We start from the raw sequence: 20,378 nt of genomic DNA, 5'->3' as shown, positions 1-20,378 counted from the left end.
TATCGAGTTCGAGTGCTCCGCGGAGGTCCTCGACCGCATCGTGCTCAGCCGGAGCAACGCGAATTCACAACTGGCACTCGATCATTGGCCTATGACGCTGTGACAGCGTGGCCGGAAAGTACGGCCGCTTCATGGCACGTACTGGCCGCTGCGTCGTTGGCGGCTGCCGGATTGACCAGATGCATCGACACGCCCACACACCTGAGCCGAGCAGCGGTTGGTATCTGCCGAATCCTTTCGCCGACGACGCTCATCCGTCGGCCCGAATTCCGATCGCCCGGATCGGCCGGGGCTGTTCGTCGCGCTGCTCGGCGGCGGTCAACCAGTCGGCCACGTTGTCCAGCGACCCATGGCACACCACTCGGAACGGACTGTGCAACTCCCACCCGAACGGCGGTTCGGTTGATCGTCGAATCGCCATGGATCGGCGTGCGGCCCGCTTGTTCAAGGTATCGAGCTGAGGCATGGTCTCGTCGCTCACATCGCCCCGTTCCTTGGTCGCGGCACAACCTTGCCTACTGCGACGAGCACGTCCCACGCCGCCGCCTTCCGCGCGCATTGCCACCGCTCACAGGCCCGGTGCGTCTGCATCACCGTGTGCGCCTGACGTGCGGTCAGCGGCACGGCAGGCGCGACGTGATCGAGCACTGGTGACGGTTGTCCCTGTTGTTCGGCCTCCTGCGCCAGGCGCGCGATGATGTCCCACACCGTCGGCTGTTTCGGCACGCTGCTCGTCTGTCCCCACATTGGCGCCCTCTCTCCCAAAGGGTTGGAATGCTCCCCCGCCGAGGAGGATGAGCCACCCGGCGGCGGGCTGCGACCAACAATGCGCCCTGCAGATAGCCGGAGCCGGTGACTGCGAACCACCTTGCGCGGTGGGGAGATTCCCCCTACCTGAATATCTGGTGGCCTACCACGACCGGCCTTATCCTGGGAGAATCTCTTCGCGGTGGACACCGACCCCGGTCGACGGACCGGGATCATCCGCGAAGTGGTCGACCCCCGCGAAGAAGGCAGGCCGCTATGCCGACCCCTGACGAACTCGCCGCGAAGGCTATCGGCGAACGCATCCAGACCATCCGCACCCGCACAGGCCGTACTCGTGCGGTCGTCGCTGGCCTGGTCGGCCGGTCCGAGGACTGGTTACGCGATGTCGAGAAAGGGCGCCTCCAGCACCCGCCCGGTCTTGAGATGCTGTTGCGGATCGGCCAAGCGCTTGGCGTGCGGGACCTGACCGAGATCACCGGCGGACACGAGCTGCTGGTCGGCATCTCCCGCCGCGCCGGGCATCCCGTGGTGCCCGCGATCCGTGCGGCCATCGAGGGGGTCGACCTCACCCCGGCCCCGTCGCCGATCGACACCACCGAATTGGCCGCCCGGGTCGAACGCGCGTGGAGGTTGTGGCACACCTCCGAGACTCCCCGTGCCGATGCCGGCGCGATGCTGCCTGACCTCATCCGCGACGGCCGTCGCGCACTGCGAACCCTCGACGGCCGCGACTGCCGGGCCGCCGCGGCAGCCTTGTCCGGCGCCTACGCCCTGTCCGAACAGGTCCTTGCGTGGGTCGCTGACGCGCCGCTACTGTGGCTCGCCGCTGACCGGTGCATGTCGGCCGCCGAGATAGCCGACGACCCGGTGACCCTGGCCGCTGCATCATGGGTGCTGGGCAACGTGTGGCGCTCGACCGGCCGTGAGGACGACGCCTACCAACTCGCTGCCGACGCCGTCGCACTGCTGGACTCCCACCTGGACGGAAACCAAGCGGCACAAGCTCTGTGGGGAGCGTGCCAGCTCCACGGCGCGATCACCGCCGCCCGCATCGGCCGTGAAGGCGACGCCCTACGCGGGATCGACCAGGCCATGGGCATGGCGCGCGCCCTGCCCGCCGGATCCGCGCACCCGTGGACGTTGTTCGGCGTCGCGAACACCGAAATATCGGCGGTATCGGTACAGGTCGACCTCCGCAAGTCCGGCGGCGCCCTGGACGCGGCGAGCATCATCGACCCCGACGCGGTCCCGTCGGTCGACCGCCGCGCCCGGCTGTGGCTCGAACTGGCGAGAGCGTATGCCCAACAACAGGATTGGTTGGGCACGCTCGGCGCGCTGCGAACCGGGACAAGCGTCAGCGAGGAGTCGATGCGCTGCCATCCGTTGGCGCGGTCACTGGTGGGCGAACTCGTCTCCCATGGGGGCCGGATCACCGAGCGCGAATCGCGAGCACTGGCCGGGCGGTTGGGAGTGACGGCGTGACCGTGCCGTCACCGGCATGGCTCGACAACAAGCAGACCGCCGCCCGGCTCGGCACTCAACCGGACGTATTGGTAGGCATTGAATGCACCGGTACGCCCCGATCCTCACGCTGACACTGTGATGATCGGGGGTGAGTCCTCTTTGGCTCCTCAGAAACAGGAGGTCAGGTCCGGCCTTGGACCAAGGTCGCAGTTGAGGGCGGATACGGTTGACGATCGGTAAACTACGTACCAGCAGTAGTTGTCCGCCCAAGTACGCTATTCAGCAGGTCATTCGATGCAGTCAGAGTGCTGACAGCATGTCGAACTTCTGCGTAGGTTTCGAGAAGATCGGCGATTACAGCTTCGTCCCAGATCGCGATATCCCTCAGCCCAAACCGTTCAGAGGTTACTTCGAGCATGTAGTGCAATTCGGCCAATTCTCGTCTGCGTTGATCGGATGTCGAAGCAAATGAGAGGTTGGTGGCAAGGATGACGTACTCGGGACGCCTGTACCTTCCGTCGTTCTGAAACCAACGACGGAAGCGGTCATCTATCCTTTTCCGCAACATGAGCAGCGCGCGTCGCGTCTGATCGGGGTGGATGAAGTACATGGTATCAAGGACGATGAATCCATCCCACGGCACCTCGGCACTGGGGTAACCGATAGCGCGTCCATCGAGTGTCGCGTTGTATCGCCCGGGCCCCCACATGCTGGGGCTGACATCAGTATCAGGCCCGAGGGCGTGGACCGCCAAGGCTTGGCAGGTCTTGTAAAATCCCTCGGGGCCGAGTGCATTCAACTCGTAGTGCTGGAAGATCTGCGCCACCTGTCGCTCAGACAGATTTCGCATCGTTCCGTCGGATATTTGGCGAGCCTTCCAGCGCAGCAATTCTGGCACTGGATAGCGTGAAGCATGTTCGTCGACCGGCTTATGGTGTACTCCGCAGAGGAGCAAGAGATTCTCGGGTAGATTGATCTCCTCTAGCGGATATGTGGGATCGAATCGCGGCCCGTTGCGCTTCTCCGAACGGATGTGCGCGATCTCGGCGACGACAGAAAACGCGCCCCGGTCCTCGAAGATTAGCGCTGTGTCGCAGCCTGGGAACGCGCATCTGCGTGCCCCGCCAAACAACAACTTGATCGTCTTCTCCAAGTACGTACGAGCCATGGGACAACTCTAGGACGTGGCCCTCGATGCACGGGACCTGCACGGTGATGCGCCCAGTAGTGGCTGGGCCGCAGGACCGATGCATCGCAGCGTGACCTTCCTAGAGGCGTGCGATCACCAACGCCACGCAGCCGATCAGCGGTGGGGTCAGTTGGATCAGGGCGGCACGTGCCTTGTCCGGTGAGGAGACGAGCAGAACCAGCCCCGCCGCCACCATCGAACTCGCGCCGGCCAACACCAGCGCCAGCCCGATCCCAGCATCACCGAAGGCGGTGAAGCCCATGCCTACCGCCGCGACAATGGCCAGGAATAAGTTGTAAAAGCCCTGATTGAAAGCCATTTCGCGAGTAGCTTCGGCTTCCTGCGCACTGATACCGAACGTCGCCCGCGTGCGCGGCGCGGTCCACTGCAGTGACTCCATGACGAAGATGTAGCCGTGCAGCAGCACAGCGATCCCGACGAACACCAACGCGACTGCCGTCATCGATCCGCCTTCCGACGTGGCTCGGCGAACGCCGCGCGCTGATCGTGATTGTGCCCGGCGGGGTCTGGGGCTTCAGAGGCGGCGACGACTGGAGTTGATCGAGATGCCGAAGGTTTCGGTGAGCGAACTAGCCGGACTTCGAACAACACGACGACTGATCCCGGCCCAGGAAGGATGATCAAGGTGAGCTGTTGAGCAGCCTGCCGACGTTGGAACGCGTGTAACCATTCTGCGAAGTTATCTTGTTCTTCTATTGGGCGAGTAGTTTTGCTTTTTGGGCGGTGAACTCATCATCGGTCAGTACACCTAACTCACGTAGCTCGGCAAGCTTGCGCAGTTCGTCAGCGATGAGCGTGGGTGGGATGCTTGGAGATTGCGTCGAAGGGTGGCTTGGTTCTGTTGGGGGATCCGTAGGCGCAGAGATCAACTGGCGAATCTTGTCGGCAATTGCTTTGCCATCGGGCTTCTGCATCTGGCTGATATCGGCCTTGTTTCCGGAGGTGAACACGGTCATGGTGCCGAAAAGCATTCCCGCTGACCACTGTACGGACGAGATATTTTCCAGAGGGAAGTCTTCCAACGTTTGGCTCATGATGCCGTCTTTGATGAAAATCAGCCGTCGATCGGTCAAAGCGACAAGTCCGGTACCGGAGCCGTACCAGCCACTCGCGAGGAGGTCGACAGTTTCAGCTTCCCAAAGGTAACCGGCAAGCTTCTTGAGCTCCCTGCCTGCTCCGAGCTTGGATGACATCTTCGACTTCGCTTGGGCGATGTCCGGCCGCAAATAATTCATTAGGTCAACCCCTTCGACTGTTCGTTACGGCTTGACTTGATATCAGTGCGGTACCGAGTTTGCGGTCTTGCGGCCCGACCTGTCGCAGTTTTCACTGTATAGGTTGGGCGATCGCATACATTGACGTGTGTTGCTGCAGTTCTGTATTTTTCGATACCCAGCTCGCCAGTCTCACAAAGTCCCTACCGTCTGGACGGCGTGCAGCTGCGGGAGTCCAATGGTAGCGAGCTTTCGGTCTAGGTAGCCTGCCACAGTTCAGGGCGCCTGACGGTGTTGGACATGCAACTTACCCGGCCCACGCTCATGCAAGGCTCTAACTGGTGCACAAGCTCCGACGGGTGAGCGGCCTTCTCGGACGGCTCGGTTCTTCCTGTCGGGGCGGGCAGCCGGAGCTGCTTCGCCTCCGGCGCATCTCGGCGTCTCGGCGCGGTTCTGCGGACCAGTGACCCGCTGAGAGCATTCGGACACTCCGAACTGGACGCCACTTTTTACGGAAGAGTGCATTCGAGCCGGAAGTTTCTCGATAGAACTGCTCGGATGCGTCGGGCGGTGGGCGTAATGTCCACCGCGCCAATTCAACTCACGTAAGAGGAGTCTCTGCGATGGTGGATGTCAGCGCAGCGGTGCAGTATTTCGATCTGAACATCGAGGAGGTTCTCGAACACTGGCCGGTGCCGTTCGCCATCCGTGAGATCATCGCGAACGCATTGGATGAGTATGCCATCACCGGAACTCCCGACCCGGCGATCGTCAAACTGGGCGACGCCGTCTGGGAGATCAGTGACTACGGGCGCGGTGTCCGGTATCAGCACCTCACCCAGAACGAGAACGCCGAGAAGCGAGGGCATCCCGGTGTGATCGGGCAGTTCGGGATGGGACTGAAGGACGCCCTCGCGGTGTTCCATCGCCGAGGCATCGGTGTGCGTATCCAGTCCCGCTACGGCGACATCACCACCACGATGCGGCCCAAAGACGGCTTTCCCGACATCGTCACCCTGCATGCTGCCGTGAGCCCGCCCAGCGATCCGCGGCGCGTCGGCACAACCGTGATTCTGCGCGGTGTCGCCGACAGCGATATCGAAGCGGCGAAACACTACTTCTTGCGATACAGCGGCGATACGGTGCTCGAGGACTGCGAATACGGCCAGGTGCTCGCGCGTCAGGACAAGAAGGCGCCCGGCAACATCTACGTCAAGGGCCTGCTCGTCGCCCAGGAGGAGAACTTTCTGTTCTCCTACAACATCACCAGCCTCACCAAGAAGTTGCGCCAAGCTCTGAATCGGGAACGTAGCAACGTGGGTCGCAGCGCTTACACCGACCGAATCAAGTCCATCCTGATCGCCAGCCGATCCGCCGAGGTCGCCGGTGCGCTGGCCGACGGCCTGGGCGGTTACGAGACAGGCCGGATCCACGACGAATTGAATTGGCTCGACGTCGCCCTGCACGCGTGCCAAGTGCTGGCCACCCACGAGAAGGTCGTTTTCGTGACCGCCTTCGATCTCCACTACGGCGGACCGCAGGTGGACTACGCGCGTGACGAGGGATACCGACTGGTCGTGGTACCCGACAACATCGCCGAGAAGCTCGGCGGCCTCGCGGACTTCGAGGGCAAACCGCTGGTCGACCTCGACCAATACCGTCAGAACTGGAACGAGAGCTTCTCCTTCACTTTCGTCGACCCGTCCGCCTTCAGTGCGGCCGAGCACGACGTGTTCGAGCTCACCGGGCCGGTGATCGCCGCAGCCGGTCTGGACCTGTCCCGTATCAGGGTGAAGTCGATCCACATCTCGGAAACCATGCGACTCAACGATTCCGGTGGCCAGGTCGTTGGCGTATACGAGCCCGAGAATCAACGAGTTGTGATCCGCCGCGACCAGCTCCGCACTGCTGTCGCCTACTGCGGAACCCTGCTCCACGAACTCACCCACGCGGCCAGCGGCGCCACCGACGGAACACTGCAATTCGAAGAAGCGCTCACCACCCAACTCGGTGTCCTCGCCGTCGCGACGTTGAAGAACCGGGTGGCGCAATACTGACTTCACACCTCAGTCTGCGGCACCCTCGAATCGCGACTTCCCTAGAGGCGCGCGATCACCAACGCCACGCAGCCGATCAGCGGTGGGGTCAGTTGGATCAGGGCGGCACGTGCCTTGTCCGGTGAGGAGACGAGCAGAACCAACCCCGCCGCCACCATCGAACCCGCGCCGGCCAACACCAGCGCCAGCCCGATCCCAGCGTCACCGAAGGCGGTGAAGCCCATGCCTACCGCCGCGACAATGGCCAGGAATAAGTTGTAAAAGCCCTGATTGAAAGCCATTTCGCGAGTAGCTTCGGCTTCCTGCGCACTGATACCGAACGTCGCCCGCGTGCGCGGCGCGGTCCACTGCAGTGACTCCATGACGAAGATGTAGCCGTGCAGCAGCACAGCGATCCCGACGAACACCAACGCGACTGCCGTCATCGATCCGCCTTCCGACGTGGCTCGGCGAACGCCGCGCGCTGATCGTGATTATGGCCCACGGGTGCGTGGTGGTCACGATGCCGGCCACGTCCGGGTCCGTCGACGCGGAGGCGACAAGCGAATCCAGCACGCCGCAGCCGGTATTCCCCGGTATCTGTTGATGGCACAGATCAACCGACAGTCAGAAGTCCCCCCATGGGTTGATAACTGGTACGCCCATCGGCTCGAAGTCTTTGACATTGCGAGTCACCACCGTCATGCCGTGCTCGCTCGCCGTTGCCGCGATCATCGCATCGCGTTCGGGGCGCGGGTCCGGCACGTGCAGGCGCGCGGCGCGTCGTCCGACGGCGACGTCGAGGGGCAGGATGCGATTCGCGAAGACATCGAGTACGTCGGCTTCGAGCCAGGTGCGTAGCCGACTTCCTTGGACGGGGTCGCGCCGTTCTATCCGGCAGATGCCGATTTCGATCTCCATGGTCGTGATCGCGCTCAGAAATAGATCGGATGGTCGTCGTTGCGCCACCCATGAGCGCACCGCTGGATTCGCCGAGTGCGGTGACTTGCGCAATTCGCTGATGACGTTGGTATCGAGGAGGAAGGTCACAGGTCCGCGACCCTGAGCTCTACCTGCAGTGGTGCTGGCTCGAATTCGATATCGTCGTCCATGCTCAGCCGGGATACGAGATCTTGGCTGTCTGCCTTCATGCGTCGATACTCGTCGATCGACAAGAGCACGAAAGCGTCCTCACCTCGATCGGTGATGATCACGGGCCCCTCGGCCGCAGCCCTTTTCGCCGCGCTCACATCCTGGTTGAATTCTCGGGCGCTCATCGACGGCATCGCAACCACTCCTTGTGTAGGTACGTACCTACAATATCAGTGATCGGCTCTGTCTCCAACGGGTACCGCTCGGGCGACAGAGCCAGTCCGGACAACTCGGTGCCCCGAGCGTCAGGTGGATCACCGAGTCTGCTCGGCAGCGTGTCTCATGGTCGAACCGCATCCCGACGACGATCACTGTCAGAGTGATAGGCGTGCCCTATGTGATTCCGGAACTAGAGGACCGCTTGGTGTGGGCCTTTCGCGTGGGTGCGTCCGGCCCTGAGTATCTGGAGGTTCCGGGTACGGGGCTGGATGTTCCGCAGGCGTGGATGGATGCTGTGGTCGCCGTGGCCGGGGATATGGGCTGCTTGCGGTTCGGACGTGAGGTCGTCCTCGATCGGTTGGTGTGGGAGTTCTCTATCGGGGCGGCGTACACGGTGGCGATCGGCTGGCGGCCGGGCTCAGATCTCGGCGGATTCACGAAGGGTGAGGGTGTGCCGATGGGCGCTGATTTCGGTGATGCGGCCGTGTGGGTGGCGGATACGGTGCAGGGCGAACTTGCGGGGTACGAGTTCGTGCAGTGGCCCTCACACGGCCGCCACCTGCTGAGGCCCCGGCGGGTCGATGGAATTCCCGTATGGGTTGATCCGATCACCGACCAGATGGTCTGTGCGATCCGCGAGTTATGTGCGAGCAACTAGCGCGATTGCATGGGCTTCCAGCGCGAGGTCATCCGCCGTCCGATCGCACCGGAGCTCACCCACTCCGAGTCACGATCCTGGCGGTTGCACCGACAACTGGCTACGTGTCTGACCCGGTCAAATCTGTAGGAGTGGCGTCCGCCGGTGGAGCGTCGAACCGCAGCTGATCGCCGAGCGGTTACCGACCGTGCCGGATGAACTGATGTGAATACCCCTCTGCTGAGGATGGAGCTGTCTTCCGTAGCATGGCTCGGCGGTTCCATAAGGAAGGTTCGAGCAAGCACGCGGCTTGTTGTCCATCGCATCGATCAGAGGGGGAGGTCCTGTCATGACGGACTCGCAGAGTCCTGCGACGACGTTCGCGATCGTTCCGGCAGATGTCTCCGACGCGGGCAAGTTCGTCCAGCAGACCGCGACGGCGCTGGTGAACGGCATCCGATCGGCGGATCTCGAGATTCAGGGCCTGATGTCGACGTGGAAGGGGCGCGCGTCCGCCGCCTACCTCGCGGGGTGGGACGAGGCGCGCGACGGTGCCGTGGACGTGCTCGAGGCACTGGAGACGATGGCCGAACTGTTGGGTGTCACCGCCGTCGCGGCGTCGGACGTGGACGACCGCAACGCGGCCGATACCGCGGCCGTCGCGAGCTCGCTCGACCTTCCCACGCTCAACATCTGAGACAGGACTCGACATCATGGCGAATGACGGCAGCTTCCAGGTCGATTTGGAACACCTCGACATTGTTACCGCGCGCATCGCGGGACTGGTCGGATTCGTCGAGGACTCATTGGCTGGTCTCGATGCCCGCATCGCGGCCGCGCACCAGACTTGGACCGGCGAGGCGGCTGTCGCGCACGCCGCGACGCATAAGGAATGGATGACCGCGGCGGGCGAGGTCCGCGAGGGTGTGGAGGAAATGCGGGCCGCTGCGGCCGCGGCGCACGGTCATTACAACGAGGCCGTGGCAACAAATCTGCAGATCCTGAGGCGATGAGCCGATGACGGTACTCACTATCGCGCCGCAGGTTTACTACGACGCCGCGAGCACACTCAATACCGCTGCCGCAGCGTTCTACACCGAGATCGACGGCAAGTGGTCGGATCTCAGTACCAACGGCAATGCGATGGCCGGAACATACGAAGAAGCCCGCACGTGGGCAACGTCCTACGATGACCGCGCTTTCGAGGTGCTCAATACCGCCCGCGGCGTAGCGGAGGCTGTTGATGCCTACGCGACGGTCCTGCGGCAGATGGGACACAACCACGCTATCGCCGAGTACAACGCCACCATGCGTGACTCCGCGACCGCGCCCGCGCCGCCGGGCGAGCCCGCCGGTGCCGGCGCCTATGTGTGCCGGGTGCCGTTGCCATCGGCCGGTGGTTCCGCGAATGGTCTTGTCGATGACGGCGTGGTGAAGATCGCGGAAGCGGTCGGCATCACCATCCCGAACGGTGACACGACGAAACTCGAGGCCACGGCCGCTATCTGGACCCAGATCCAATCGTTGCCCGCTGTCGCCAACCTTGTCCCGGAGTTGGACCGGGCGGCGCAGATGTTCGCCGAGATCACGAGTCCCGAGACCGATGTCATCGATGCCGACTTCGCGGAGCTGCGGAATGCCGCGACCACCCTGATCGCCGCCTTCGGCGAATTGTCGACGTCGTTGCGTGAGCACAAGAGCGACCTGGATACCCTGCGCGCCGAGCTCGCCACAGAGCTGGCGAAGATGGGTGAGGACATCGTCGAGGAGTTGGCGAAGGAACTCGTCATCTCCGTGGCCATCGGTGTGCTCGCGTCAACGGTCACCTTCGGGATCGGCGCGGTGGTCGCGAGTGCTCGGTTCACCGCTATCGTGGCGAAGTTCGCCATCCCGATTCGCGCACTCGCGAATGGATTCAAAGCGGGCAGGATCGCCCGCGGTGTGAAAAAGGAACAAGACCTCGCCACGCACGGCAAGAGCCTCCGGGAAATCGCAAAACTTCGCGACAATATAAAAACCTCGGATGCAGGTGGAAAGAAACCGTCAGGACCCGCCTCATCGACCCAGATGAGTCAACGCGAACTCGACGAGATCGCCGACTACACCGGATCCACTCATCAGAAGATCAATGGGGAATTGCGATCAGGTGAGGTTACGCCCGCAACGCAACAGCGGGTCGACACGCTGAACAGCGCACTGGACAAGCTGCCTGACTATCGTGGCGAGGTGACCCGAGTGACTGATCTGCCGCCCGGTGGAATCGACCGGTACACACCGGGTTCTACAGTCACCGAGCATGGATTCACCTCGACATCGCCGTTGGCAAATGGAGGTGGTGTTCGCTCAGGGGAGGTGGAGATGCGAATCTTCTCCAAGACGGGTAAGGATATTGCCGAGCACTCTGCGCCAGGGAACCCGGAAGTTCTGTTCAAACCGGAGACTCAGTTCACCGTAACGAAACGATACACTGACTGGCAGACCGGCCGCACTGTCATCGAAATGATCGAGAAATAGCAACAAGGGAGTGGTTGAAACTGATGTCCGGCGAGAAGATCAGAGCCTTTGGGAAAACGTTCGAGTATTCGTCGGATCCGATCGATCCTGAGCTCCTCGCGGAGGCTGAGGCGGCATTTGCCAGGGGGAATGCGTTGCGGGCGCAGGCCCGAGCGCAGGGTGAGTCGTCAGGCGAGGAGGAGCCCGAGCGGTTCCACGACGACATGGTCGGCACCGAATACGAGGAGTGGTATCGACGCACGCGTGCGGAGCGGGCGAACCGCGATCGATAGGTCATGTCACCCGTGCACGCGGTGATCGGTGTTGCCTCCAACGGCCTCGCGGGGGGTGGGTGACCCTTCGTTAGGGTGTAGCTCATGGCCGAACCGCTTCCCGACGACGATCTTCGGGTCGGCAACCCCGAACGTGAACGCGCCATAGGGCTGCTCGTCGAAGCGTTTTCGGCGGGGTATCTCGATGTTGCCGAGTTCGAGGAGCGGTCCGCGCTGGCCTATACCGCGCGGACCAGGGGTGATCTTCGGCGGGTGTTGGCGCAGCTTCCCACGGCGGTGCAGTTGTTTCCCGAGGTGGTGGCGGAGGCGAGTCCGGCGGTGTTGGCTCGGTTCGGGGCGCAGCCGGTGGTGTTGTCGGCGGAGTGGACGACTGTGCGGCGTAAGGGTGTGTGGCATCCGCCCGCTCGGATGTTGTTCACCGGGTCGTTCGGCACGGTGGATCTGGATTTCGTCAAGGCCGAGTTCGAGTGGGACACAGTCGATGTCGAGGTGCAGATGTCGGTGTCGACGGTCAAGGTGATGGTCGGGCCCGATCAGGAGATTCAGTACGGCGGTGTGGATGTCAGGGGGTGGTCGAGTCTCAAGGACAAGGCCGGTCCGCCGAAACGTCCTGGGGGACCGACGATTCGGTTGTTCGGGGTGGTGTCGAGGATGAGCGGGATCGTGCTCAAGCGGCGATGAACGCGGGGGCTCATGCGGGGTCCAGCGGCAGTTCGTAGACCGCGCGCGATCGTCCCGGTCCCTTGTAGTCGGTGATCACCGAGATGCCGCCGACCTCGTAATCGCCTGCGGCATTGGTGAATCCGAGCGCCGTCCATGCCGCGTGGGCGGACACGTTGTCGGGCTCGGAGGTCAGATACAGCCTGCGACAACCCCATTCGACACCCCGCCCGGCGACGGTGTCGATGAGGGTTCGGGTGATGCCTCGGCGGCGGTAGTCGGGGTGGGTGATGACGTCCTGGATGTAGATGTCGTCGGGATCGTCCTGGCTGCGGAAGGCGATCACCGAGCCGACGACGCGCTGATCGATCATGGCAACCGGGCAGGTGGTGGAGAACAGGGTCGCGTAGGCCCAGTAGTCCGACCGGGTGCGGGGGAGCAGGTGGGGTGCGCCGGTGTTGGTCAGGGCGATGACCTCGGCGATGCGGGGGATCGAGAGGGGCTCGATGATCACGGGTTGGGGCCGAGCAGGGATTCGGTGGCGACCGTGTAGAGCCAGTGTTGGTATTTGTCCCAGCTCCAGCCTCGACGGTTGATCAGGCGGTCGGCGAGTTCGGGGGCGGTGAGCGCCCAGAGGGTGTCGGCGGCTTCGGCGACGGTGAGGCCGGGGCGCAGGCCGAAGTGGCGGTCGAGGTGGGCGGCGAGGTGGTTGGCGCCGAAGTTGCGTTCGTTTTCGATGGTGTCGGTGAAAGCACGCAGGTCGGGGTCGCCGGTGGCGGCTTGGGACAGGGCCATCGAGACCAGGGGCAGGACGCGGTGGGCGAGCATGCGGCCGATGGCGGTGTAGTGGGCGAGGCATTCGGTGGCGGTCTCGGCGGCGTGCATGGCCCGGAATTCGGGGCGGTCGATCATGGGGATCGGTTCGTCGTCGCCGGCGAGCATGGTGTCGTAGACCGTTTTGAGCAGGGCGGGTTTGTTGCCGACGGTGTTGTAGATCGTCTGCACGCTGACCTCGGCGGAGCGTGAGATGGCGGCGACGGTGGTGCCGATGTAGCCGTGTTCGAGGAACAGTTCGCGGGCGGCGTCGATGACTCGCGCGCGGGTGAGCGCGGTCTGCTGGGTGCGCAGGGTCGTCGAGTATCGACGCTTGTCGGTCACCTGATCTCCTGAACGGTTGACAATTGGATTGAATCACCTTCAAACTAATGGAGCTAGGTTCATTCTAACCGTCGACGGGACGCGCGTGAGAATCCTCTTCAGTGCTCACCCGGGGCACATGACGCCCCTGCTGCCCCTGGCGACGGCCGCGCGCGAGCAGGGCCACGAGGTCGTCCTCGCCGCCGCGCCCGAGCATGCCCCGCTCCTGCGCCGTCGCGGATTCACGACCTGGGCCGTGGGTCCGACCTTCGCGGACATGCGAAACTTCCGCCGCGCCCGCGAGAACTTCGACGCACTCCCGCCCGCCCACCAGATGGCAACCGACATCCACGCCGTGTTCGGCACCGCCTCCGCGGGCCGGGTTACGGAGCTGGGCCCTCTCATGCGTCAGTGGAATCCGCAGCTCGTCGTCCATGACCCGACCGAATTCGCCGCCCCGGTGATCGCCCGGACCGTCGACGCGGCCCGGGTCGTGCACGGCATCGGCGTGACTCCCGTTGCGCCCCAACGCCGTTTGCTCGAACACGCCGCGCGAGCCACCATTGCCCGCTGGGGCGGTCCTTCGGACACGGACCTGTTCGAGACCCTCTATCTCGATCCCTGCCCACCTTCCTTGCGAATCCCGAACGCCGACACGGCATTTGCCCGCAGCCTGTCGATTCGTCCCGCCGTGCAGTGCGATACCGGAGGCGACTTCGTCTACCTGACCCTCGGCAACAACGCCGCACCGCGACTGCTGTCCGAAGCTCTCAGGGGCCTCCAGCACCTGGACATCGTGGTCGGCGCCGACCCGAAGGCCCTGGGTTCGCAACCGTCGAATGTCCATGTCGCCGAGCACTTTCCGGGACTGGCCGGATGTCGAGCGGTGATCCACCACGGCGGCGCGGCAACGACGTTCTCCGCCTTCGCGCACGGTGTGCCCCAGCTGGTTCTCCCGCAGGCCGCCGACAACTTCGTCAACGCCGCCGCGGCGTTGCGCACCGGCGCCGCCCTCACCCTGTCACCCGCCTCGGTCTCCGCCGCGGCCGTGGCCGACGCCGTGCACCGACTCCTGGTAGATCCCCGCTTCCGGCGGTCCGCCGAAACCCCTCGCGACGAGATCGCCGCGCTGCCCACCGCCGCCGAGCGGCTGGGTGACGCGGTCAGTGATCTGCTGGCAACCGCACCCGCCCACGTCACATAGCGGAGGATAGGCTACCCTATCTCTCGTTCAGTTGATGTCGAGATATCGAGGCGCCATGAGTTCTTCCCATCCGACGGCGCCCCACCTGCCCCTGAGCCCGGCGCAGCGAGAAATGTGGTTCGCCCAGCAGTTGCTGGCTCCGATTCCGCTGGCCGTGGCGCAGTACCTCGACCTGCGCGGCCCCTTCGACCCCGAGGCGTATGCCACCGCGGGTCGGCGCGCGGCCCGTGACCTGGGCGCCTACCGCCGCTTCGAGCTGTCGGACGGCGAGGTCGTCCAGATCGTCGACACCGGTCTCGCCGACGCCACCGCCCTGATCGACGTCAGCGCCGAACCCGACCCGCACGCGGCCGCGCTCGCGTGGATGAGCGCCGACCAGTCGAGCGAGTTCGACCCGCTCACCCTGGCGACGATCCGCTCCACCGTGCTGCGCCTGAGCGCCGACCGCCACCTGCTCTACACCCGCGCCCACCACGTGGCCCTCGACGGGTACGGCGCGACGCAGTTCCAGCAGCGCACCGCCGAGCACTACGAGGCCCTGCTGCGCGGCGAGGAACCGGCGAACCGGGCCGACATCGACTCCGCCGCCGTGCTCGCGACCGCGCAGGCCGACTACGAGACCTCCACCCGCTATCAAACCGACCGCGCCTACTGGACCGACCGCCTCGTCGACCTGCCCGAACCCGTCAGCCTCGCCACCCGCACCGGCGACCCGGACCCGCTGCCGCTGATCCTGGGCACCGACCTGGCCCCCGAACTCGTGGCAGCCCTGGACGCGCGCTCCGGCGGCAGCGGTCTCGCCCCGGTCGTCGTGGCCGCGTTCGCCGCCTACCTGGCGCGCATGACCGGCACCGACGAGGTGGCGCTGAGCCTGCCGATGACCGCGCGCACCACGGCCCTCATGCGCCGCAGCGCGGGCATGATCTCCAACGTGGTCCCGGTCCGCGCCCCCGGCCTCGGCACCATCGCCGAAGTCGTCGACGCGGCCCGCCGTGAACTCGGCGGCGCCCTGCGACACCAGCGCTATCGCGGCGCCGACATGCTCCGCGACGCCGGATTCACCAGTGCCGCCGCGAGTTTCGGCCCCGCGGTCAACATCATGAACTTCCGCACCGGCATCGAACTCGGTGGCGCGAGCGGCACCCTGCACCTGGTGAGCACCGGCCCGGTCACCGACCTGGCCCTGAACCTGTATCCCGGCGCGGGACGACTGCGCGTCGAGCTGGAACTCAACCGCAACCGCTACACCGAGGCCGAGGGTGCCGCCCACCTGGCCCGGTTCACCGATTTCCTCACCGCCTTCGGCACCGCCGAGCTCGGCACCGAGGTCGCGGGCCTGCCGGTCCTCACCCCCGCCGAGACCGCGGCCCTGGTGCCGTGGCAGGGGCCCGCCGCCACCACCCCGGCGACCCTCGCGGACCTGATCGACGAGGCGGTCGCCATCGACCCCGACGCCACCGCCGTCGTCTTCGGCGAAAACCGGTGGACCTACCGTGATTTCGACGCCCACACCAACCGCCTGTCCCGAGCCCTGCTCGCGGCGGGCGCGGGACCGGAAGTGCTGGTCGCGATGGTGCTGGAACGCTCCGACTCCTCGGTCGCGGCGATCTGGTCGATCACCCGCACCGGCGCCGGTTTCGTCCCGATCGACCCCGGCTACCCGGCCGAGCGCATCGCCCACATCCTGGGCGACTGCGGCGCTCCCGTGGGCATCACCACCGCCGCCCAGCGCCCCGACCTGCCCGACAGCATCCACTGGCTGATCATCGACGCGCCGGAGACCATCGCCGAATTCCCCGGCACCCCACTGACTTCCGCGGAACGACCGGGCACCCTGCGCAGCACCAACCCCGCCTACCTGATCTACACCTCGGGCTCCACCGGCACGCCGAAGGGCGTCGTCGTCACCCACGGCGGCCTGGCGAATCTGGCCGCCGAGCGCCGCGACCGATACGACCTCATCCCCGCGCGCGGGCGCACTCCGCGCGTATTGCACCACGCCTCACCGGGTTTCGACATGGCCGTCGGTGAGATCCTGTGTGGCATCGCGGGTGCGGGCACGCTGGTCATCGCCGGGAAGTACCAGGTCGCCGGACCCGACCTGACCGCGCTGATGCGCCGCGAGAATGTCACCAACGCCATCATCACCCCGGCCGTGCTGGCCACTCTGGATCCGGCCGACGTGCCCGGCCTGCGGGTGCTCGGCGTGGGCGGTGAGGCGATTCGCGGCGATCTGGTCGACGCGTGGGCGCCGAATCGGTTGATGCGCAACGGATACGGACCCACCGAGGCCACCGATATCGGCACCATCGCCGAACTCGTGCCCGGGGTGGCGGTCACCATCGGCGCACCACTGCGCGGATTCCACGCCGTGGTCCTCGATCACCGGTTGCGTCCGGTGCCGCCCGGTGTCACCGGCGAGCTGTATCTGGGCGGGCCCGCGCTGGCCCGTGGCTACCACCGCCGCACCGACCTGACCGTCGGGCGTTTCATCGCCGACCCGTTCGGTCCGCGGGGCGGTCGCCTCTACCGCACGGGCGACCTCGTCACCGTGACCGTCGGCGAAGATCCGGCCCTGATCTACCACGGCCGCAGCGACTTCCAGATCAAGGTGCGTGGTCATCGCATCGAACCGGGCGAGGTCGAAACCGCGCTCACCGCCCTGCCGGAGATCGCCGCCGCCGCGGTGACCGCCCACCAGGACGCGCGCGGCGCCCACCTGGTCGCCTACCTGGTCGCGTCCGGCGACCTCGATCTCGACGCTGTGCGCGAGCGGATCGCCGGATCGCTGCCGAGCTACCTGCGCCCCAGCGCGTATGTGGCGGTGCCGGAACTGCCGCGCACCGCGAACGGCAAGCTCGACACCCGCCGCCTGCCCACGCCCGTCTTCGGTCGCGGCACCTACGTCGCCCCCACCTCCCCGGCCGAACTTGCTGTGGCAGAGGCATTCCGGGACGTGCTCGAGGCGTCGCGGATCGGCGTCACCGACGACTTCTTCGCCCTCGGCGGCACTTCGCTCACCGCCACCCAGGTGGCCGCGCGACTCGGCGTCACCGTGCGGGTCGTGTTCGACGCGCCGACCGTCGGCGATCTCGCCCGCCGCCTCGACCAGGGCGATCACGACAGCGGCCCCGTCGCCGGCCGGCGCCCGGAAACGGTGACCCCCGCCCCGGCGCAGCTGCGCATGTGGCTGCTCAACCAGCTCTACCCGGAGTCGTCGGCCTACCACCTGCCGATCGCGGTGCGCCTGACCGGACCGCTCGACACCGCCGCACTCACCGCCGCCCTCGGCGACCTGGTCGACCGGCACGAGGTCCTGCGCACCACCTACCCGAGCACCGCCACCGGCCCCACACTGCGCGTGCATCCCGCGGGCGAGGCCGTGATCGAGACGGTCGACCTCGACGGCGAGCTCGAGCCCGCACTGCGCCGTTTCGCGGCCGAGTCCTTCGACCTCACCCGCCGGCTCCCGTTCCGGGTCCGCCTGTTCCGCCTCGGCGCCGACGAGTACGTGCTGATGCTGGTGCTGCACCACATCGCCGCCGACGGCTGGTCCCTCGGCCCGCTGGTGCTCGACCTGACCACCGCCTACGCCGCCCGCACCGGCGGACTCGCGCCCGAGGTCGAGCCGCTGGCGGTCCAGTACGCGGATTACACAGTGTGGCAACAGAATCGCCTCGGCGACCGCCGCGATCCCGAGTCCATGGCCGCCCGGCAACTCGACTACTGGACCCGCACGCTGGCCGACGCGCCGGACCGCCTTGCCCTGCCGGTCGATCGCGTGCGCGTCTCCGGCACCGACGGAACCCGTGGCGCGGCAGTCGATTTCACGATCGACCCCGACACCGCGAACGCTGTCACCGAACTGGCCCGACGCCACGGCGCGACGCCGTACATGGTGACCTGCGCGGCCTACCTGGCCCTGCTCTCGCACGTGAGCGGCGACACCGACATCGTCATCGGCACCCCGGTCGCCGGTCGCACCCACCCCGCGATCGAGCCGCTCATCGGCATGTTCGTCAACACCCTGCCGGTACGCGCCACGGTCGATCCCGCCGAGTCCTTCGATGCCCTGGTGGCCCGTGCTCGCGCGGCCACGGTGGCGGCCCTCGATAACGCCGACGTGCCCTTCGACCACATCGTGGAGGCGGTGAACCCGCGCCGCGACGACACCCGAAACCCGTTGTTCCAGACCGTGTTCGCCTACGAGAATCTGCCCGCACTGCCCCCGTCGACAACCCTCGGCCAGGCGCGGGCCGAAGTGTTCGACATCGAGCAGGAAACCACCCACTTCGACCTGACCCTCACCCTGCGCGAGAGCGACCACGGCTACACAGCGGTATTCCGTTACGCCACCGACCTTTTCGACGCGCAGACCATCGGCGACCTCGCCGAGGAATACGCGCGCCTACTCCGGGTCCTGGTCACCGATTCGACCGCGCCGCTCGCCATCGACGCCACCGGCCGCCCCGCGAGCGCGACCACCGAACCCACCGCGACCCCGGTGATCCCGCACGCCCGCGCCACCGCCCCCGAAAAGGCCGTCGCCCGCGTCTTCGCCGCCGTGCTCGACCGCCCCACCTTCGGCGTCGGGGAGAACTTCTTCGACCTCGGCGGCACCTCGCTGCTGGTGTTCTCGGTGCGCGCCGAACTCCAGTCCCAGCTCGGTCTGGATGTCGAGCCGCGCCTGCTGTTCGACAACCCCACCCCGCGCGGTCTCGTCGCCGCCCTGGCCGCCACCGCCGAGCTGACCCCGCAGCACTGGGCCGAGATGCTCGAGGCCGACTGCGCGCTCGACCCGGCGATCACCGTCCCCGCCGAGCACCACGACGCCTTCGACTCCGTGCTGCTCACCGGCGCAACAGGTTTCGTCGGCGCCCACCTGCTCGCCGAACTGCTCGACACCACCGAGGCGACGGTCTACTGCCTGGTCCGCGCCGCCGACGCCGAGGCAGGCCGCGCCCGCCTGGCGTCGACCCTGGCCCGCTTCGAGCTGCCGACCCACCAGCTGGATCGCGTGGTCCCGGTCCTCGGCGACCTGGCCGAACCCCGACTCGGCCTGACCGAGCAGGCCTTCGACGACCTCGCCGCGACCGTGGACGCGATCGTCCACAACGGCGCCAAGGTCAACCACCTCGAGCCGTATGCCGCCATGCGGGCCGCCAACGTCGCCGGCACCGTGGAGGTGCTGCGCCTGGCCGCCCGGCACCGGGCCTCGACCGTGCACTTCGTCTCCACCGTCTCCGCCGCCGTCGGCAACGACCACGACAGCGCCACCGTGGTCACCGAGGACAGCGTGATCGAGGCGGCGCAGGTGCCCCAGCACGGTTACCTGGCCACCAAATGGGTTGCTGAACAACTGGTTCGGGCCGCCGCCGAGCGGGGCCTGCCGGTGATGATTCACCGGCCCGGCCTGGTCTCGGGCGCCACCGCCAGCGGCGTCATCCCGTCCGACGATTCCTTCTGGACCCTCATCCGCACCGCCGCGCATCTGGGCGTGTGCCCCGATCTCGGCGACGCCCAGGTCACCCTGGCCCCGGCCGACTACATCGCGAAAGCGCTGGTCACCCTCGCCACCACCGAACCGGCCCAGGGGCAGACCTACCACCTGGTGAACTCCGCGCCCACCAAGGTCGCCGACATCCTGGATGTGGTGCGCGCCAAGGGTTATCGCATCGACACCGTCGACACCACCCGGGCCACGGAGCTGCTCGCCGACAGCGTCGGCGGCCTGGCCGGGCACGCCGACCTGCTGCGCTCGGCCCTGCTGGCGGAGAACTTCCTCGGCGGCGCCGCCGACCTGGTCGTCACCGACGAGCGCACCCGCCCGGTGCTGGCGGCGACCGGCGTGCGCTGCCCGGCCCTGGACACCGAGGTCCTCGACCGGTACGTGACGGGCTTCGTCACCACCGGCCTACTGCCCGCCGTGGCCTGACCCCACAACGCGATTC

20 protein-coding genes are annotated in these 20,378 nt (G+C 66.1%); 10 read left to right on the top strand and 10 right to left on the bottom strand.

Annotated features, from left to right (window positions below):
• Positions 1 to 250: 250 nt before the first annotated feature.
• Both ACFP3H_RS08700 and ACFP3H_RS08695 read right to left on the bottom strand, forming a co-directional pair.
• Positions 251 to 481 (bottom strand): hypothetical protein, encoded by a 231-nt coding sequence (locus ACFP3H_RS08700; RefSeq protein ID WP_378602186.1) that lies wholly within the window; start codon positions 479 to 481, stop codon positions 251 to 253.
• The gene (locus ACFP3H_RS08695; protein WP_378602183.1) at positions 478 to 726 is read right to left on the bottom strand and encodes a hypothetical protein; all 249 of its coding nucleotides are present in this window, start codon (positions 724 to 726) and stop codon (positions 478 to 480) included. The genes ACFP3H_RS08700 and ACFP3H_RS08695 overlap by 4 nt, the downstream gene beginning before the upstream one ends.
• A 297-nt stretch (positions 727 to 1,023) precedes the next feature.
• Here ACFP3H_RS08695 and ACFP3H_RS08690 point away from each other — a divergent pair, with 297 nt between their 5' ends.
• Complete coding sequence (locus ACFP3H_RS08690; protein ID WP_378602180.1) at positions 1,024 to 2,250, top strand: helix-turn-helix domain-containing protein; 1,227 nt, start codon at positions 1,024 to 1,026, stop codon at positions 2,248 to 2,250.
• A 223-nt stretch (positions 2,251 to 2,473) separates the two neighbouring features.
• Here the strand turns inward: ACFP3H_RS08690 and ACFP3H_RS08685 are convergent, their stop codons facing one another.
• The 3 genes from ACFP3H_RS08685 to ACFP3H_RS08675 all read right to left on the bottom strand — a co-directional run bounded on the left by ACFP3H_RS08685 (position 2,474) and on the right by ACFP3H_RS08675 (position 4,677).
• Positions 2,474 to 3,400: a hypothetical protein gene (locus tag ACFP3H_RS08685; protein WP_378602177.1), complete on the bottom strand. Its 927-nt coding sequence runs from the start codon at positions 3,398 to 3,400 to the stop codon at positions 2,474 to 2,476.
• A gap of 100 nt (positions 3,401 to 3,500) precedes the next feature.
• Positions 3,501 to 3,884 carry a DUF1304 domain-containing protein gene (locus tag ACFP3H_RS08680; RefSeq protein WP_378602174.1) on the bottom strand — a complete coding sequence of 128 codons (384 nt, stop codon included), beginning with the start codon at positions 3,882 to 3,884 and terminating at the stop codon, positions 3,501 to 3,503.
• A 250-nt stretch (positions 3,885 to 4,134) separates the two neighbouring features.
• Positions 4,135 to 4,677: a PH domain-containing protein gene (locus tag ACFP3H_RS08675; RefSeq protein ID WP_378602172.1), complete on the bottom strand. Its 543-nt coding sequence runs from the start codon at positions 4,675 to 4,677 to the stop codon at positions 4,135 to 4,137.
• A 602-nt stretch (positions 4,678 to 5,279) separates the two neighbouring features.
• On the opposite strand from ACFP3H_RS08675, the gene ACFP3H_RS08670 reads away from it, so the two are divergent.
• Complete coding sequence (locus ACFP3H_RS08670; protein ID WP_378602169.1) at positions 5,280 to 6,713, top strand: hypothetical protein; 1,434 nt, start codon at positions 5,280 to 5,282, stop codon at positions 6,711 to 6,713.
• A 41-nt stretch (positions 6,714 to 6,754) separates the two neighbouring features.
• Here the strand turns inward: ACFP3H_RS08670 and ACFP3H_RS08665 are convergent, their stop codons facing one another.
• From ACFP3H_RS08665 to ACFP3H_RS08655, 3 genes are all read right to left on the bottom strand, one after another.
• Positions 6,755 to 7,138 carry a DUF1304 domain-containing protein gene (locus ACFP3H_RS08665; protein WP_378602167.1) on the bottom strand — a complete coding sequence of 128 codons (384 nt, stop codon included), beginning with the start codon at positions 7,136 to 7,138 and terminating at the stop codon, positions 6,755 to 6,757.
• Between the two features lie 181 nt (positions 7,139 to 7,319).
• On the bottom strand, positions 7,320 to 7,742 hold the full coding sequence (locus ACFP3H_RS08660; RefSeq protein WP_378602164.1) for a type II toxin-antitoxin system VapC family toxin: 423 nt from the start codon (positions 7,740 to 7,742) through the stop codon (positions 7,320 to 7,322).
• Positions 7,739 to 7,978: a type II toxin-antitoxin system Phd/YefM family antitoxin gene (locus ACFP3H_RS08655; RefSeq protein ID WP_378602161.1), complete on the bottom strand. Its 240-nt coding sequence runs from the start codon at positions 7,976 to 7,978 to the stop codon at positions 7,739 to 7,741. Before ACFP3H_RS08655 ends, ACFP3H_RS08660 begins: the two co-directional genes overlap by 4 nt.
• Before the next feature lie 194 nt (positions 7,979 to 8,172).
• Here ACFP3H_RS08655 and ACFP3H_RS08650 point away from each other — a divergent pair, with 194 nt between their 5' ends.
• From ACFP3H_RS08650 to ACFP3H_RS08625, 6 genes are all read left to right on the top strand, one after another.
• Positions 8,173 to 8,661: a hypothetical protein gene (locus ACFP3H_RS08650; RefSeq protein ID WP_378602158.1), complete on the top strand. Its 489-nt coding sequence runs from the start codon at positions 8,173 to 8,175 to the stop codon at positions 8,659 to 8,661.
• 328 nt (positions 8,662 to 8,989) lie between these two features.
• On the top strand, positions 8,990 to 9,337 hold the full coding sequence (locus ACFP3H_RS08645) for a WXG100 family type VII secretion target (RefSeq protein ID WP_378602155.1): 348 nt from the start codon (positions 8,990 to 8,992) through the stop codon (positions 9,335 to 9,337).
• 16 nt (positions 9,338 to 9,353) lie between these two features.
• Complete coding sequence (locus ACFP3H_RS08640; RefSeq protein ID WP_378602152.1) at positions 9,354 to 9,653, top strand: WXG100 family type VII secretion target; 300 nt, start codon at positions 9,354 to 9,356, stop codon at positions 9,651 to 9,653.
• A gap of 4 nt (positions 9,654 to 9,657) precedes the next feature.
• Complete coding sequence (locus ACFP3H_RS08635; protein ID WP_378602149.1) at positions 9,658 to 11,154, top strand: ADP-ribosyltransferase family protein; 1,497 nt, start codon at positions 9,658 to 9,660, stop codon at positions 11,152 to 11,154.
• 23 nt (positions 11,155 to 11,177) lie between these two features.
• Positions 11,178 to 11,426: a hypothetical protein gene (locus ACFP3H_RS08630; RefSeq protein WP_378602146.1), complete on the top strand. Its 249-nt coding sequence runs from the start codon at positions 11,178 to 11,180 to the stop codon at positions 11,424 to 11,426.
• A gap of 84 nt (positions 11,427 to 11,510) precedes the next feature.
• On the top strand, positions 11,511 to 12,107 hold the full coding sequence (locus ACFP3H_RS08625; protein WP_378602143.1) for a DUF1707 SHOCT-like domain-containing protein: 597 nt from the start codon (positions 11,511 to 11,513) through the stop codon (positions 12,105 to 12,107).
• A gap of 10 nt (positions 12,108 to 12,117) precedes the next feature.
• Here the strand turns inward: ACFP3H_RS08625 and ACFP3H_RS08620 are convergent, their stop codons facing one another.
• Together ACFP3H_RS08620 and ACFP3H_RS08615 are read right to left on the bottom strand one after the other, a co-directional pair.
• Positions 12,118 to 12,600, bottom strand: a complete 483-nt coding sequence (locus ACFP3H_RS08620) for a GNAT family N-acetyltransferase (RefSeq protein ID WP_378602140.1) — start codon at positions 12,598 to 12,600, stop codon at positions 12,118 to 12,120.
• The gene (locus ACFP3H_RS08615) at positions 12,597 to 13,244 is read right to left on the bottom strand and encodes a TetR/AcrR family transcriptional regulator (protein WP_378602137.1); all 648 of its coding nucleotides are present in this window, start codon (positions 13,242 to 13,244) and stop codon (positions 12,597 to 12,599) included. The genes ACFP3H_RS08620 and ACFP3H_RS08615 overlap by 4 nt, the downstream gene beginning before the upstream one ends.
• Positions 13,245 to 13,362: 118 nt before the next feature.
• On the opposite strand from ACFP3H_RS08615, the gene ACFP3H_RS08610 reads away from it, so the two are divergent.
• Both ACFP3H_RS08610 and ACFP3H_RS08605 read left to right on the top strand, forming a co-directional pair.
• Complete coding sequence (locus ACFP3H_RS08610; protein WP_378602134.1) at positions 13,363 to 14,427, top strand: glycosyltransferase; 1,065 nt, start codon at positions 13,363 to 13,365, stop codon at positions 14,425 to 14,427.
• Between the two features lie 55 nt (positions 14,428 to 14,482).
• Positions 14,483 to 20,362 carry an amino acid adenylation domain-containing protein gene (locus tag ACFP3H_RS08605; protein WP_378602132.1) on the top strand — a complete coding sequence of 1,960 codons (5,880 nt, stop codon included), beginning with the start codon at positions 14,483 to 14,485 and terminating at the stop codon, positions 20,360 to 20,362.
• Positions 20,363 to 20,378: the final 16 nt, after the last annotated feature.

Source organism: Nocardia lasii, from assembly GCF_042658545.1.
Taxonomy (GTDB): Bacteria; Actinomycetota; Actinomycetes; order Mycobacteriales; family Mycobacteriaceae; genus Nocardia; species Nocardia lasii.
This window is presented reverse-complemented; position numbering and strand designations above follow the sequence as displayed.